Here is a 14506-nt window from a genome sequence, read left to right as displayed (position 1 = left end):
ACTAAAAAATTTCAATTACAGTATAGCACAGGAAGTGATTTTTTGCGCTTTTTTATTGCTTTTTTCAAATAAAAAGAAGAGCCTAAGCCCTTCTTCCTATACAATTGAATTATTTAGCGATTTTCGCGAAGTATTCAAGAGTACGTACAAGTTGTGAAGTGTAAGACATTTCGTTGTCGTACCATGAAACAACTTTAACCAATTGTTTACCGTCAACATCAAGAACTTTAGTTTGAGTTGCGTCAAACAATGAACCGTAAGAAATACCTACGATATCTGAAGAAACGATTGGATCTTCAGTGTAACCGAATGATTCGTTTGAAGCTGCTTTCATAGCTGCGTTCACTTCATCAACAGTAACGTCTTTTTCAAGAACTGCTACCAATTCAGTAACTGATCCAGTAGGAACTGGAACACGTTGTGCAGCACCGTCCAGTTTACCGTTCAATTCTGGGATAACCAAACCGATTGCTTTAGCAGCACCAGTTGAGTTAGGAACGATGTTAGCAGCACCAGCGCGTGCACGACGAAGGTCACCACCACGGTGTGGTCCGTCAAGGATCATTTGGTCACCAGTGTAAGCGTGGATAGTAGTCATCAATCCTTCAACAACACCAAAGTTGTCTTGAAGTGCTTTAGCCATTGGAGCCAAACAGTTTGTAGTACATGAAGCACCTGAGATAACTGTTTCAGTACCATCAAGGATATCGTGGTTAGTGTTAAATACAACTGTTTTAACATCATTTCCACCAGGAGCAGTGATAACAACTTTCTTAGCACCACCAGCGTGCAAGTGTTTTTCAGCAGCATCTTTCTTAGCAAAGAAACCAGTTGCTTCAAGAACGATTTCTACACCATCGTTAGCCCAGTCAATTTGTTCTGGATCACGTTCTGCAGAAACTTTAACGAATTTACCGTTAACTTCGAATCCACCGTCTTTTACTTCAACAGAACCGTCGAAACGACCTTGAGTTGTGTCGTATTTCAACAAGTGCGCAAGCATAACTGGATCAGTAAGGTCGTTGATGCGTGTAACTTCAACACCTTCTACGTTTTGGATACGACGGAAAGCAAGACGACCGATACGACCGAAACCGTTAATACCAACTTTAACTACCATTAGTGATTTCCTCCTTATGAAAATCAAATAAATATAATTTTGAGAGCAAGCTCTCCCTATTGTGAAAAGATTAACTTGAGCGCTTTCATTTAATCTTTTAACAGTCATATTATATAATTTTTTTCAAGAAAATGCAAATAGAAAAAGGTACTTACTTTCATAAGCACCTTAACTTAAAAACTTCTAATTAAGCTTCACCAGAATTTTTCTTGATGATTTCTTCTTGAACAGATTTTGGAACATCTTCATAGTGGTCAAATACCATCATGAATGTACCACGTCCTTGAGTTGCAGAACGAAGTGTTGTTGCATAACCGAACATTTCAGCAAGTGGTACATAGGCACGAACGATTTGGCTGTTACCGTGTGCTTCCATACCATCAACACGTCCACGACGAGCAGTAACGTGACCCATAACATCACCAAGGTTCTCTTCTGGAACAGTGATAGTTACAAGCATCATTGGCTCAAGAATAGTTGGTTGTGCAGTCTTAGCAGCTTCTTTAAGCGCAAGAGATGCAGCGATTTTGAAGGCAGTTTCAGATGAATCGACATCGTGGTATGAACCATCATAAAGCTTAGCTTTAATGTCAACCATTGGGTATCCAGCAAGGACACCATTAGCCATAGATTCTTCCAATCCTTTTTCTACTGCAGGGATGAATTCACGTGGAACCACACCACCGACGATAGCATTTTCGAATTCGAAACCTTTACCTTCTTCATTTGGAGTAAATTCAATCCAAACATCACCAAACTGACCTTTACCACCAGATTGACGTTTGAAGAATCCACGTGCTTGTGTAGCTGCACGGAATGTTTCACGGTATGATACTTGTGGAGCACCTACGTTGGCTTCAACTTTGTGTTCACGTTTCAAACGGTCAACAAGGACATCAAGGTGAAGTTCACCCATACCAGAGATAACTGTTTCACCAGTTTCAGGGTTAGTTTCAACACGGAATGTTGGATCTTCTTCAGCAAGTTTTTGAAGACCGATACCCATTTTATCTTGGTCAGCTTTAGTCTTAGGCTCAACCATCAATTGGATAACTGGCTCTGGAACTTCGATTGACTCAAGAATAACTTTGGCTTTTTCATCAGTCAATGAATCACCAGTTGTAGTATCTTTCAAACCGATAGCAGCAGCGATATCACCGGCATAAACTTGCTCGATTTCTTGACGGCTGTTAGCGTGCATTTGAAGGATACGTCCGATACGTTCACGTTTACCTTTAGAAGTGTTCATTACGTAAGAACCTGATTGAAGGATTCCTGAGTAAACACGGATAAATGTCAAACGACCTACGAACGGGTCAGTCATAATCTTGAAGGCAAGAGCTGCAAATGGCTCATCATCAGATGCTGGACGAGTTTCTTCTTCGTCAGTATCTGGGTTAACACCTTTAATTGCTGGAATATCAAGTGGGCTTGGAAGGTAATCAATAACTGCATCAAGCATCAATTGAACACCTTTGTTCTTGAAGGCAGAACCACAAAGAACTGGGAAGAACTCAACATTGATTGTTGCACGACGGATAGCTGCTTTCAATTCATCATTTGTGATTTCTTCACCTTCAAGGTATTTCATCATCAAATCTTCGTCAGTTTCAGCTACAGCTTCAATCAATTTTTCACGGTATTCGTTAGCTTGATCAACGTATTCAGCTGGAATATCTTCTTCAAGAATATCTGTACCAAGGTCGTTAGTATAGATTTCAGCTTTCATTTTAATCAAGTCAATGATACCACGGAAATCATCTTCAGCACCGATTGGCAATTGGATTGGGTGTGCGTTTGCTTGAAGACGATCGTGAAGTGTGCTTACTGAGTAAAGGAAGTCAGCACCGATTTTATCCATTTTGTTGGCAAATACGATACGTGGAACACCATACTCAGTTGCTTGACGCCAAACTGTTTCAGTTTGAGGTTCTACACCTGATTGTGAGTCAAGAACAGTTACGGCACCATCCAATACACGGAGTGAACGTTGTACTTCGATAGTGAAGTCCACGTGTCCTGGTGTATCGATGATATTAACACGGTGACCATCCCATTGCGCTGTTGTAGCGGCAGAAGTGATTGTGATACCACGTTCTTGTTCTTGCTCCATCCAGTCCATTTGTGATGCACCTTCGTGAGTTTCACCGATTTTGTGAATTTTACCAGTGTAGTAAAGGATACGCTCTGTTGTAGTTGTTTTACCGGCATCGACGTGGGCCATGATACCGATATTACGAGTTTTTGCAAGTGAAAATTCGCGTGCCATTAGGTTTATTCTCCTATAAAAATTTTAGTTTACTTATTTATTATAACATTATTGTCAAAAAACGGATAGGCAGGACCTACCCGTTTTTTCACTAATATTTAACTGGTTTTCAAATGATATGAACTATATTATTTGAATTCAAAGATAGCCTATTACAAATCCATAACCTTAGTTTATGAATATATGACTGTAATTCAGCTTGAATCTTATGATTACCAACGGAAGTGAGCAAAGGCACGGTTAGCTTCAGCCATTTTGTGAGTATCTTCACGTTTCTTAACTGATGCACCAGTGTTGTTTGCAGCATCCATGATTTCTTTTGCAAGACGATCTTTCATAGTGTGTTCACCACGCGCACGTGATGCGTTAACCAACCAACGAAGACCAAGAGTTGTACGACGTTCTGGACGAACTTCAACTGGGACTTGGTAGTTTGAACCACCAACACGACGTGCACGTACTTCAAGTACAGGCATGATGTTGTCCATAGCTGTTTCGAATACTTCAAGAGCATCGTTTCCAGTTGCTTCTTTGATTTGCTCGAAAGCATCGTATACGATTGTTGCAGCAGTACCACGTTTACCATCAAGCATTACACGGTTGATAAGACGTGTAACGATTTTTGAATTGTACAATGGATCTGCCAATACTTCGCGTTTAGGCGCTCTATTTTTACGACTCATTTTATCTTATCTCCCTTCTTATCCTTTAGGACGTTTAGCACCGTATTTAGAACGGCTTTGTTTACGATCAGCTACACCTGCAGTATCAAGTGCACCACGGACGATATGGTAACGTACCCCTGGAAGGTCTTTTACACGTCCACCACGGATAAGAACAACGCTGTGTTCTTGGAGGTTGTGCCCGATACCTGGGATATAAGCAGTAACTTCAATAAGGTTGCTCAAACGTACACGAGCGAATTTACGAAGGGCTGAGTTAGGTTTTTTAGGTGTCATTGTTCCAACACGTGTTGCAACACCACGTTTTTGTGGTGAAGATACGTTAGTTTGAACTTTTTTGTGGCTGTTGTAACCAACGTTCAAAGCTGGTGATTTAGATTTAACAACTTTTGATTGACGTGGTTTACGAACCAATTGGTTAATTGTAGGCATCTACATTCTCCTGTGTTTTTTATTTTTGGTTGATATGGCACTTGGTGACAGCCCATATCTGTGTGTACTTTTGCAACTTATGTCAGCACGTCTCTGTACACTTTTGAGAGACCAAAAGTAAAAAGTACCGTTTAGTATAATACCATTTTTAGATGGTTATTGTCAATAGTTTCTTTCAAAAAAGAAAAATTCCTAATCGTTAAATTAGGAATAATATCGTAGATTATTTACTTGTTCTTGTCGAATATATTACCCACTTCAACTTCAACCTTCTGTGCTTTCACATCAATGTCAGACACCGTTAGTAAGGATTTATATTCATGGATATCACGATCACCTTTAGCATTTTCTGCAAATACAGCTACACCCACCAACTCACTATCAAATTCCGAAAGCAAGCTAATCATACCGGTAATAGTGCCGCCACCTTTAAGAAAATCGTCAACAATAAGAACACGACTGTTTGGTTTCAAACTTCGTTTTGAAAGGAACATTTTTTCAATACGATCACTTGAGCCACTGACGTAGTTTACTGAGACTGTTGACCCTTCTGTGATTTTCAGATCACGACGAACAATAACAAATGGAATATTCAAGACATCTGCCACTGCATTTGCCAAAGGAACTCCTTTTGTCGCAACAGTCATTACAGCATCAATTTTTTGCCCTTTAAAAGCACTAGCAATAATACGACCAACATTTTTCAAAATCGATGGTGTACTCAATAGATCAGATAGATAGAGATAACCACCTGGCAAGATACGATCACTTTCAGCAAGGCGTTCACAAAGATTTTCAACTAGACTTCTTGCATCTTCATCAGAAATAGTTGGTGTAAACATAACACCCCCAGAGGCACCCGTTACTGTTTCGATTTCCCCTATTTGACTTTCTTCAAAAGCTTTTTTAATAATAGCAACATCTTCTGAGATTGAAGACTTGGCAGCTTCATAACGCTCTGCAAAGGTGTTAAGACTTGTTAGTTGATATGGATTATTAATCAGGTAGTTTGAAATCACTACCATACGCTCACTTCGTTTTAATTTCATTAGTTTACCTATATTTTCTGTACTTTTTAACCATTATACCATAATACAGTAAAAAACGAACATTTTCAGATTAAATGTTCGCTTAGTTTCGATTCTAATCAAATTTTGGCTTATAAAAGGAACGGTTATCCATCGCAAATAGACGATTAGTCATCTCTCCTGGTTCTACGAGATTAAGCGCTGTCGTCATCATCATCATACTAGCATCTAGATTATCAATCATATGAATAATCTCTGCTTCCATGATGCGAGGACGAACTGGACTTCCATACTCCAATTGCCCGTGGTGACTTAAAATAACATGTCGCAAAACGACAACATCCTCACGTGTGTCATCAATATTAAGCTCAACAAGAACTTTGGTAATTTCTTCATCAATCAAGGCTATGTGACCAATCAAGTTTCCACGAACGGTATATTCTGTATTTTCAGGACCAGTCAATTCAATGACCTTAGCTAGGTCATGTAGCATAATTCCTGCAAAGAGCAGACTCTTATTTAGCTCTGGATAAATATCTCCAATACTGTCAGCCAAGCGAACCATAGTCGCTGTATGATAAGCTAAGCCACTTTCAAAGGCATGGTGATTGGTTTTAGCAGCAGGAAAACTAAAAAACTCCTTGTTATACTTACGATAAAGGGCACGGACCACACGTTGCCATGTAGCTTCCTCTATTTTGAAAATCATCTGCTCAAGATATTCACGCACTTCGGATGGATTTACCGGTGGCTTTTCCCTAAAGTCAGCCGGATCATTTGGCTCACCAAATGAAGGGAGTCGCAAGGTAATTTGATTGACCTGAGGAGTATTATTATAAACCTCTCTACGTCCTTCCATATGAACTACCTTACCAGCTGTAAATTCTTCAACATTATAAGGCTGAGCGTCCCATAAATTTCCTGAAATCTCACCGGAGTCATCCTGGAAGGTAAAGGCAATATAGTCCTTTCCCGCTCGTGTCTTACGTACTTCTGCACGCTTGATCAGATAAAAGCCTTCAAAATACTCATCTTTTTTCATTTGATTAATTTTCATGCTCATCCTCGTTTTCTAATCGTGGTAAATCCAACAAACTTTGTGTCGCTCTATCTTGGTAGGTTTCAATGTTATCAAGCGCTCTAACAATTGCCCTGCTTCGTGTGTTAAGAAGACTATCGACTGTTTTACTTGCCGTATTCAATTGTTTCTGAGCCTTAGCAAGCATATCTCCAAACTTACCGAACTCCAATTTGACGTTGCCTAAAATTTTACTAATATCATCCGCATTCTTTTGAATATTCAAAGTTCTAAATCCTACAGACAATGAATTCAAGAGTGCAGATAATGTTGATGGTCCTGCAATTACAATATTCTCCTCGCGACGAAGGGCGTCAAAGAAGGCTGGCTGTCGTACCACCTCAGCATAAAGTCCTTCCGTCGGCAAAAATAATATACCAAAATTGGTGGTCTCAGGTGGATTAAGATACTTCTTATTAATATCCTTGGCAAATCGTCGAATGCTGGTCAAAAGTGACTTACGACGACTCTCAATCTGCTCTTTATCGCCAGACTCATAAGCATCTTCCAGACGATAGTAATCTTCTAGGGGAAACTTAGAATCAATCGGGAGGTAGACATATTCGTCTTTGTGATTCCCTGGCATCTTGATTGCGTATTCAACTCGTTCACTTGAACCTGATACTGTAGGAAATTCTCGCTCGTACTGATTAACCGTTAGTATATCTTCAATAATTTGTCCTAATTGAAGTTCTCCCAGAATACCACGTGTTTTTGTATTTGAAAGGACCCTGTTGAGGCTCCCAACATCCTTAGCAACATTCTTCATTTCCCCCAAACCTTGGTTGACTGACTCCAGTTGTCTTGAAACCGTCTCAAAAGACGCTTGTAAACGCGTTTGTAAAGTTTGTTCCAGTTTCTCTTCAACTGTCTGACGCATTTGTTCCAAACGTTTCTCATTAGAATCCTGCATATCCCTAACAGCTTTCGTCAGGCTTTGGTTTATTTGCTCTAGGCGTTGATCAGAACGATCTCGGTTATCGGACAAGTTTTGGTGCAAAACCTCGCGAATATCTGTCAATTGTTGATAAAGTTCCATCTGCAATTGGTTCAATTGCTTTGTCGTTTCGAGTTGGTTTGTTTTACCAAAATTTTCTAACTGAAAAGAAATTTGATCTGAAAGATTATCTGCATTTTCTTCCAGACTCTTGTTAAGCTGTTCTTTTAACTCCACATTCTTCAAGTAGAGAACAACCAAAAGCCCTAGGCTTAAAAAAGTTAAAAGCGTAAGTAGGTAAATCATACTACATCCTATCTTTAGTCTGGATGATAATCACATATCCATTTGGTACCGTCACATGAATTGGACCATCAACGAATTCATTGCTGGAATAGATTTTTTTTTGAAAATAATTTCTACTGGTTAATTCGTATTTTGCTCCCAAAATCGTCAGTTCTCCAGCACCTTCCTGTAAAAAGGAAATATAGGTCATATCAGGTTCTGGAAAAAATTCATGTCTGCCTTCTGAACAATAAGTAATTTTATTTTGCTTATCTCGCAAGCAGATACGATTCATATAAGGAGCTAATTGCGGATCGCTGACTAGAAATACATTTGACAACATATGATCTATCCTGCCACCAAAAGCACCAAAAACAGTCACTTCAGCTTCAGGATAGGTTTGAAAAATAGTTTTCAAAGCCAACTCCGTATCCGTGTCATCCTTTTCAGGTAGAGCAATCTTACAAACTTTAGCAGTTGATTGAATCGCCTCCAACTCCGATTGAGATACGGAATCAAAATCACCGACAGCCAGATCAAGAGGTAAACCAGATTCCATTAATCGCAAACAAGCACGATCCACCCCAACATAATAATCAAAATCGGTAGTGAACCATTCTAGCTCACCACCGACAAACAAAGCTATTTTAGGCATCGATAGCATCACGAAGCGTTTGAACTTGTGCAGTCAAGTCATGATTTTTGAAAAGGTAAGAGCCCGCTACAAAAACATTAGCTCCTGCCTTGGCACATGCTGCAATGGTTTTGTTATCTACACCACCATCAACTTCAATATCGAATGAATAGCCACCTTTTTGGCGAAGCTCAACGACCTGTTCTACCTTAGACATCATTTCTGGAATAAAAGCCTGACCACCAAAACCTGGGTTTACAGTCATAATAAGTACTTGATCCACTAAAGCAAGCACTGGAATAAGTGCCTCAACTGGTGTACCAGGATTGATGACAACACCTGCTTTCATACCAGCAGCTTTAATCTTCTGAAGAGCACCATGAATGTGTTTAGTAGCTTCGACATGAATAGTCATGATATCTGCACCAGCTTGTGCGTAAGCATCCACATAACGCTCAGGATCAACAACCATAAGATGACAATCAAAAACCAACTTACTATGTTTACGCATGCTAGCAACCACATCTGCTCCCCAACTAATATTCGGAACAAACTGGCCATCCATGATATCGATATGAACATATTCTGCGCCTGATGCATCAATACGAGCCAATTCTGAAGCAAAATTAGCGTAATCAGCAGCTAGGATAGATGGAGCAATTTTATATGACATGAGGGACCTACTTTCTTTTGATGGTTTTTTTATATGTTTCGCGACGGTTTTCAATTTCACTCAAAAATTGAAGGTAATTATCATAACGAACTTGCCAGATTTGACCATTTTCCACTTCATCTTTAACTGCACAAGAAGGTTCATGAGTATGGGTACAAGAACGGAACTTACAGCCATGACTGGCCTGACGAATTTCTGGAAAAGCTTCACTCAAATCTTCTGCATTATCCACTTCATAGTCTAGTGAAGAAAAACCAGGTGTATCAGCAATCTTCCCACCATGAACATCATAAAGGCTCACAGCCCTGGTCGTGTGGCGACCACGACCTAGACTGTCCGAAATTTCACCTGTTTCTAAATTTAACTGCGGGGCAATACGATTCAGCAGAGTCGATTTTCCTACACCAGTCTGTCCCATGAAGACTGTGACTTTATCAGCCAAGAGAGGCAATAGTTCTTCCAAGCTGAAGACAAAATCAAAACCAATTCGTTGATACTGTGTTTGAATTGTCTTCATCTCCGAATCATCTTCAAGCAAATCCATCTTAGAAATATAGATTAGAGGTTTTATATGTTTGTGTTCTAATAAAACCAAAAAACGGTCCAAAAGATTACTATTGAAATCTGGTTCCTTAGCAGACATAATAACCACAGCCTGATCAATATTGACAATAGGTGGACGTACTAAACTATTGACACGTTGACCAATTTTAAGGATATACCCTTCTGAGTTTTTCTCTGCTGAAAATTCAACAAAATCTCCAACATAAGGCGTTTGACCTTTTTTTCTAAAATTTCCTCGTGCACGCGTCTGGTAAACAACACCATCATGCTCTACATAATAGAAACCTGCCAGTGCTTTGATAATTCTTCCTTGCAAGTGAACTCCTCATTCGTTTAATAGCCTTATTATACCATAAAATAAGGTGCTTTTCTGATCCAAAACAAACCACATTCCCATTTCCTTAAACTCCTTGTGTTTTTTCAAGCGTGAGGATTCAACTCCCTTTCTCCGCATAGCTAAAATCCCACTGAATGTCAGCGGGATATTTGAATTATAGGCCAGCTTCTCTCAAAGCATCTGAGAGGCGTGCAAAATCAGAAATAGACAGTGCCTCTCCGCGAATAGAAGGTTTTATAGCTGCATTTTCCAAAGCCTGCTCAAGCTTGTTTTTAACTTCTTCAGACTTACCAAAATGACTTGTTAAATTATTCCAAAGTGTCTTACGACGATGCACAAAACCAGCCTTTGCTACACGGAAAAAGAAATCTTCATCTTTAACTTCAACCAAAGGTTGCTCACGGCGTGTCATCTTCAAAATTGCTGAGTCAACATTAGGGGCTGGCACAAAAACTGTACGAGGGACAATGAATGCCACCTTAGCAGTCATATAATACTGCACTGCAATTGATAAAGAACCGTATGCCTTGGTATTAGGCTCAGCTGAAATACGATCAGCAACTTCTTTTTGCATCATAACAACAAATTCTGCGAAAGGAATCTTACTCTCAATCAAATGCATTAAAATTGGTGTCGTAATATAGTATGGTAGGTTGGCTACGACCTTAATTGGTAGATCTGGATTTTCAAATTCTTTGACACGAGTCTGTAAATCTGCCTTGAGAACGTCTTCGTTAATCACTTTAACATTATCATGATCACGCAGAGTGTCTTCCAAAATCGGAACCAATCGCTCATCAATTTCAAACGCCATAACTTCCGCAGCATTTTCAGCCAAGAATTCAGTTAATGCTCCAATACCTGGCCCAATTTCGATAACATTGACATTTTTATCAATCTCTGCCGTATCAACAATCTTTTGTAAAATATTTGTATCTGTTAAGAAGTTCTGTCCAAAAGACTTCTTAAAGGTAAAACCATGACGTTCAAGGACTGCCTTGGTCACGCTATAATCTGCAATTCTCATTTATTCTCTTTTCTTATTTTAATATCAGGATTCTTGTTACATTGATTCAAAATTAAATCAGATTCTTAATTATCTCAACTGCTAAAATAAACTATTTAGCAGCAACTTGAGCGACTCCTTCATTTCTAAGAACACTAGTAGCCCTAGTAATTCGACATAGCATCTTCAAGTTCTTCTAAAGTAATTCCAAACAATTCCAAACGTTTTAAAAGCTGCTTTCCATTGCAATAACCAATACGAAGCGCTTCCCCCAAATATTCTCGACGTTTACGGCTATCCGATCCCATTAGAAGTCCTAACTTCATAAGATCTGATTTACTGATATCAAACTGATTATCATCATCGTAACTACCTAGAACTCCAGCCAGTGCCTTCTGAATATCTTCAAAATTTGCATGCTCGACTCCCAAGGAACGACCTCTTGTCTTAGATTTTGGACTTGCTTCACCACGGTTTAAAAAAGCATGCTTTGCTGTCGGAACTGCTTCCATGATAATTTTCCGGATACGTTCTCCATTATAATCTGGATCTGTGAAAACAATCACTCCTCGTAAGTCATTAAGCTTATCAATACGCTCTAAGTCATCCTCATTAATAGCAGAGCCCCTAGTCTCATAGGTATCCACCTCATAAAAACGTCTCAAATTTGCCGTATCATCCTTGCCTTCTACGACGATAACTTCTTGAATTTTTATTTTACTCATTCAGACCAAAAATCCTCATCGCATTGTCATAAGTAGCTCTTGCAACTTCTTCACTTGTTAAACCACGAAGCTCAGCAATCTTGTCTACTACGTAACGTGTATATCCTGTACGATTTTCACGACCACGTTTTGGCACAGGTGCTAGATACGGTGCATCTGTCTCAACTAAAATCTTATCTAATGGTAAGTACTGAGCAGCTTCTTGAACATCCAAAGCCTTCTTAAAAGTTACTACACCTGAAAATGAAATCATCATACCGAGCTCAACAAATTTTCGAGCCATCTCCAGGGAACCTGAGTATGAGTGCATAATCCCACCACAAGGACCAACCCCAACTTCTTTAATGACCTCGTAAGTATCCTCAAGTGCGTCACGTGTGTGTACAACGAAAGGCAAATTGTGTTCCTTTGACAAGGCTATTTGACGCTTAAAGACCTCAATCTGAACCTCCTTAGGATCTTCCATCCAATAATAGTCCAAACCAATCTCGCCAAGTGCCACTACGTTCGGATTTTCCAATTGTGATACAATCATATCCTCAATTTCCTGAGAATATGATCCTGCTTCTGTAGGATGCCATCCGATTGTACTATATAGCTGGTCGTATTGCTCTGATAGTGCTAAAGACTTCTTAATTGTCGCTTTATCAAAACCAACAATATTCATTTTAACGACACCAAGTTCAGCTGCAAAATCTATTTCTTCTTGTTCTTTTCCTGCAAAATTATCCACATTAAGATGGGTATGCGTATCAAAAATTTCAATCATAGGTCTATTATAACAAAAAGGAGCGAGCTTAGTGAACTGCACCCTAAAAGTTAGATTTTTTTCTGTCTAACTTTTAGGGCCAGTACTAAACTCACTCACTTTTTCATCTTATTAAACAAAGAGTCTCATATATTCTATCTTTGTACAACGATTCATTACAATATCCTGTCTATTAGCCTGACGAAGAATAGTCTCAGCCTCTTCATTTTCAAGACCAATTTGACTCCAAAAAACTTTGGCGTTCGTTTCAAGGAAATCATAAGCAACATCTGGTAAATACTCACTGCGTCTAAAAACATCAACAATATCTACTGAAAACGGGATGTCCTTAAGATAAGCATAGACATGCTCTCCTAGAAGCTCTTGACCTTCTAGTTTGGGATTCACTGGAATGATACGATAACCAGCAGCTTGTAGGAAATGCGCAACCTGATAAGATGCTGCCTCCTTACGATGAGATAGACCAACGATTGCAATAGTCTTTGCTGATTTTAAATAAGATTCGATAACCTCAGAACTAGGATTTTGAAATGAATAAGACATTGGACTCTCCTCATCGTTCGAATAAACTAAACTCTCCCTAAATGAAATTGCGATGATTACTTAGCTAAGCTCAGCAACGATAGCTTTAATTTGTTCTTTTGTATGTACACCTGCAACTTGCTTAACAACCTCACCATCTTTTTTAAATAACAAAGTTGGGATAGACATAATTCCAAATTTTTGTGCTGTTTCTGGATTCTCATCAACATCAATCTTCACAATCTTTAGTTCATCTTCTGAAATCTCTTCAGAAAGTTGCTCAAGAATTGGTGCTTGCATCAAGCAAGGCCCACACCAAGTTGCCCAAAAATCAATCAAGACGAGTCCTTCAGCTGTTTCTTGTTCAAATGTAGCATCTGTTACTACTTGTGTCATTTAATCATCCTCCTAGATATTATAAAACTTTTGTAGACCTATTCTATATGATTCTAAAGGTCATTGCAAGAATTTGATACATACATAAGAATTTCTTATCAAATATTAATCATTGCCTATCATAGACATCACTTGCCCATAGAATACCTTGGGAGTATAATAATAAATAAACTAAAAAAATAGAAAAGAGTAAATATGGATAAAGATGCAATGATTACCTATCTCATAGGTGAACTAAAAAAAGAAAATCTAGAATTACATGATTTGATTATTCCAGAAGAACTTGAAGAAAAGCAGAAACTTCTAAGAGCCCTCTTTAATACACGTAAACCAATGGCAGCATCAACTCAATTCTTGACCATCCAAGACCTTTACCTACAAGTTAGAAAAGGGGAACGAGGAATTGTACAACTCAACTCTCTCCAGCCCATTCCTCAAGATAAGAGAATCTATCTCTGGAAAGGGGATATTACAAGACTGGAAGTAGATGCCATTGTAAATGCAGCAAATAAAACCTTACTTGGATGTATGAAACCACTTCATAATTGTGTTGATAATGCTATTCATACATATGCAGGTGTCCAGTTACGTCAAGCTTGTTTCGAACTCATCTTAGAACAAGGATATGAAGAACCAGTAGGAATGGCCAAAATAACCCCTGCCTACAATCTCCCTTCTGCCTTTGTTATACATACAGTTGGTCCAAAAATTGAAAACCAACTAACACCAATTGACGAAGATCTTTTGACTAAATCGTATCTTTCAGTATTAGCACTAGCTGAAAAAAACAAGATAGAATCAATTGCCATACCATGTATATCAACTGGCGATTTCAATTTTCCAAAACAAAAAGCAGCAGAGATCGCAATTAAAACTGTAACATCCTTTATTGATCAATCCGAAATTGTTAAAAAAGTTATTTTTAACGTCTTTGATGATGAAAATTTAAATATTTATCAAGATCTCCTTGCAAAATAAAAAAGAAAATCAAAACTGGGTACTAGCCCCCAAAAATGAGACACAAGAAAAACACTCCTGTTGAAAATCT

Annotated in this window: 16 protein-coding genes; 1 reads left to right on the top strand and 15 read right to left on the bottom strand. The window is 38.7% G+C overall.

Annotation, left to right across the window (positions count from 1 at the left end; genetic code table 11):
* Positions 1 to 109: 109 nt before the first annotated feature.
* The 15 genes from gap to trxA form a co-directional block, all read right to left on the bottom strand.
* Positions 110 to 1120 (bottom strand): type I glyceraldehyde-3-phosphate dehydrogenase, encoded by a 1011-nt coding sequence (gap, locus tag RWZ99_RS07090; protein WP_314677397.1) that lies wholly within the window; start codon positions 1118 to 1120, stop codon positions 110 to 112.
* A gap of 187 nt (positions 1121 to 1307) precedes the next feature.
* The gene (gene fusA, locus RWZ99_RS07085) at positions 1308 to 3389 is read right to left on the bottom strand and encodes an elongation factor G (RefSeq protein WP_314677396.1); all 2082 of its coding nucleotides are present in this window, start codon (positions 3387 to 3389) and stop codon (positions 1308 to 1310) included.
* A 212-nt stretch (positions 3390 to 3601) separates the two neighbouring features.
* Positions 3602 to 4072 carry a 30S ribosomal protein S7 gene (gene rpsG / locus RWZ99_RS07080; RefSeq protein ID WP_002884746.1) on the bottom strand — a complete coding sequence of 157 codons (471 nt, stop codon included), beginning with the start codon at positions 4070 to 4072 and terminating at the stop codon, positions 3602 to 3604.
* Positions 4073 to 4090: 18 nt separating this feature from the next.
* A complete protein-coding gene (gene rpsL, locus RWZ99_RS07075; protein ID WP_002884809.1) occupies positions 4091 to 4504 on the bottom strand; it encodes a 30S ribosomal protein S12 in 414 nt (137 codons plus the stop codon).
* Between the two features lie 227 nt (positions 4505 to 4731).
* Positions 4732 to 5553 carry a pur operon repressor gene (gene purR / locus RWZ99_RS07070; RefSeq protein ID WP_314677391.1) on the bottom strand — a complete coding sequence of 274 codons (822 nt, stop codon included), beginning with the start codon at positions 5551 to 5553 and terminating at the stop codon, positions 4732 to 4734.
* A 94-nt stretch (positions 5554 to 5647) separates the two neighbouring features.
* Positions 5648 to 6589, bottom strand: a complete 942-nt coding sequence (locus RWZ99_RS07065; RefSeq protein ID WP_314677388.1) for a 3'-5' exoribonuclease YhaM family protein — start codon at positions 6587 to 6589, stop codon at positions 5648 to 5650.
* Positions 6579 to 7853: a DNA recombination protein RmuC gene (gene rmuC, locus RWZ99_RS07060; protein ID WP_314677386.1), complete on the bottom strand. Its 1275-nt coding sequence runs from the start codon at positions 7851 to 7853 to the stop codon at positions 6579 to 6581. Before rmuC ends, RWZ99_RS07065 begins: the two co-directional genes overlap by 11 nt.
* A gap of 1 nt (position 7854) precedes the next feature.
* On the bottom strand, positions 7855 to 8487 hold the full coding sequence (locus RWZ99_RS07055) for a thiamine diphosphokinase (RefSeq protein WP_314677385.1): 633 nt from the start codon (positions 8485 to 8487) through the stop codon (positions 7855 to 7857).
* Positions 8480 to 9139, bottom strand: a complete 660-nt coding sequence (gene rpe / locus RWZ99_RS07050; protein ID WP_314677382.1) for a ribulose-phosphate 3-epimerase — start codon at positions 9137 to 9139, stop codon at positions 8480 to 8482. Before rpe ends, RWZ99_RS07055 begins: the two co-directional genes overlap by 8 nt.
* A gap of 7 nt (positions 9140 to 9146) precedes the next feature.
* Entirely contained in the window at positions 9147 to 10019 is an 873-nt protein-coding gene (gene rsgA, locus RWZ99_RS07045; RefSeq protein WP_314677380.1) for a ribosome small subunit-dependent GTPase A, read from the bottom strand.
* A 175-nt stretch (positions 10020 to 10194) separates the two neighbouring features.
* Entirely contained in the window at positions 10195 to 11067 is an 873-nt protein-coding gene (gene rsmA, locus RWZ99_RS07040; protein WP_314677377.1) for a 16S rRNA (adenine(1518)-N(6)/adenine(1519)-N(6))-dimethyltransferase RsmA, read from the bottom strand.
* Positions 11068 to 11210: 143 nt separating this feature from the next.
* A complete protein-coding gene (rnmV, locus tag RWZ99_RS07035; protein ID WP_314677374.1) occupies positions 11211 to 11771 on the bottom strand; it encodes a ribonuclease M5 in 561 nt (186 codons plus the stop codon).
* On the bottom strand, positions 11764 to 12540 hold the full coding sequence (locus RWZ99_RS07030) for a TatD family hydrolase (RefSeq protein WP_314677372.1): 777 nt from the start codon (positions 12538 to 12540) through the stop codon (positions 11764 to 11766). Before RWZ99_RS07030 ends, rnmV begins: the two co-directional genes overlap by 8 nt.
* A gap of 111 nt (positions 12541 to 12651) precedes the next feature.
* Entirely contained in the window at positions 12652 to 13083 is a 432-nt protein-coding gene (locus RWZ99_RS07025; RefSeq protein ID WP_314677369.1) for a CoA-binding protein, read from the bottom strand.
* Positions 13084 to 13143: 60 nt separating this feature from the next.
* Positions 13144 to 13458 (bottom strand): thioredoxin, encoded by a 315-nt coding sequence (gene trxA, locus RWZ99_RS07020; RefSeq protein ID WP_002884315.1) that lies wholly within the window; start codon positions 13456 to 13458, stop codon positions 13144 to 13146.
* 195 nt (positions 13459 to 13653) lie between these two features.
* On the opposite strand from trxA, the gene RWZ99_RS07015 reads away from it, so the two are divergent.
* Complete coding sequence (locus RWZ99_RS07015; RefSeq protein ID WP_314677363.1) at positions 13654 to 14436, top strand: protein-ADP-ribose hydrolase; 783 nt, start codon at positions 13654 to 13656, stop codon at positions 14434 to 14436.
* The last annotated feature ends 70 nt before the right edge of the window (positions 14437 to 14506 follow it).

The organism is uncultured Streptococcus sp. (genome assembly GCF_963545685.1).
GTDB lineage: Bacteria > Bacillota > Bacilli > Lactobacillales > Streptococcaceae > Streptococcus.
The sequence above is the reverse complement of the archived record's forward strand: the minus strand, read 5'-3'. Positions and strand labels throughout refer to the sequence as shown.

Bases quoted from the DNA above. Each gene is read 5' to 3' on its own strand.
- gap (WP_314677397.1), bottom strand. From the start codon at position 1,120: ATGGTAGTTAAAGTTGGTATTAACGGTTTCGGTCGTATCGGTCGTCTT.
- fusA (WP_314677396.1), bottom strand. From the start codon at position 3,389: ATGGCACGCGAATTTTCACTTGCAAAAACTCGTAATATCGGTATCATG.
- rpsG (WP_002884746.1), bottom strand. From the start codon at position 4,072: ATGAGTCGTAAAAATAGAGCGCCTAAACGCGAAGTATTGGCAGATCCA.
- rpsL (WP_002884809.1), bottom strand. From the start codon at position 4,504: ATGCCTACAATTAACCAATTGGTTCGTAAACCACGTCAATCAAAAGTT.
- purR (WP_314677391.1), bottom strand. From the start codon at position 5,553: ATGAAATTAAAACGAAGTGAGCGTATGGTAGTGATTTCAAACTACCTG.
- RWZ99_RS07065 (WP_314677388.1), bottom strand. From the start codon at position 6,589: ATGAAAATTAATCAAATGAAAAAAGATGAGTATTTTGAAGGCTTTTAT.
- rmuC (WP_314677386.1), bottom strand. From the start codon at position 7,853: ATGATTTACCTACTTACGCTTTTAACTTTTTTAAGCCTAGGGCTTTTG.
- RWZ99_RS07055 (WP_314677385.1), bottom strand. From the start codon at position 8,487: ATGCCTAAAATAGCTTTGTTTGTCGGTGGTGAGCTAGAATGGTTCACT.
- rpe (WP_314677382.1), bottom strand. From the start codon at position 9,139: ATGTCATATAAAATTGCTCCATCTATCCTAGCTGCTGATTACGCTAAT.
- rsmA (WP_314677377.1), bottom strand. From the start codon at position 11,067: ATGAGAATTGCAGATTATAGCGTGACCAAGGCAGTCCTTGAACGTCAT.
- rnmV (WP_314677374.1), bottom strand. From the start codon at position 11,771: ATGAGTAAAATAAAAATTCAAGAAGTTATCGTCGTAGAAGGCAAGGAT.
- RWZ99_RS07030 (WP_314677372.1), bottom strand. From the start codon at position 12,540: ATGATTGAAATTTTTGATACGCATACCCATCTTAATGTGGATAATTTT.
- RWZ99_RS07025 (WP_314677369.1), bottom strand. From the start codon at position 13,083: ATGTCTTATTCATTTCAAAATCCTAGTTCTGAGGTTATCGAATCTTAT.
- trxA (WP_002884315.1), bottom strand. From the start codon at position 13,458: ATGACACAAGTAGTAACAGATGCTACATTTGAACAAGAAACAGCTGAA.
- RWZ99_RS07015 (WP_314677363.1), top strand. From the start codon at position 13,654: ATGGATAAAGATGCAATGATTACCTATCTCATAGGTGAACTAAAAAAA.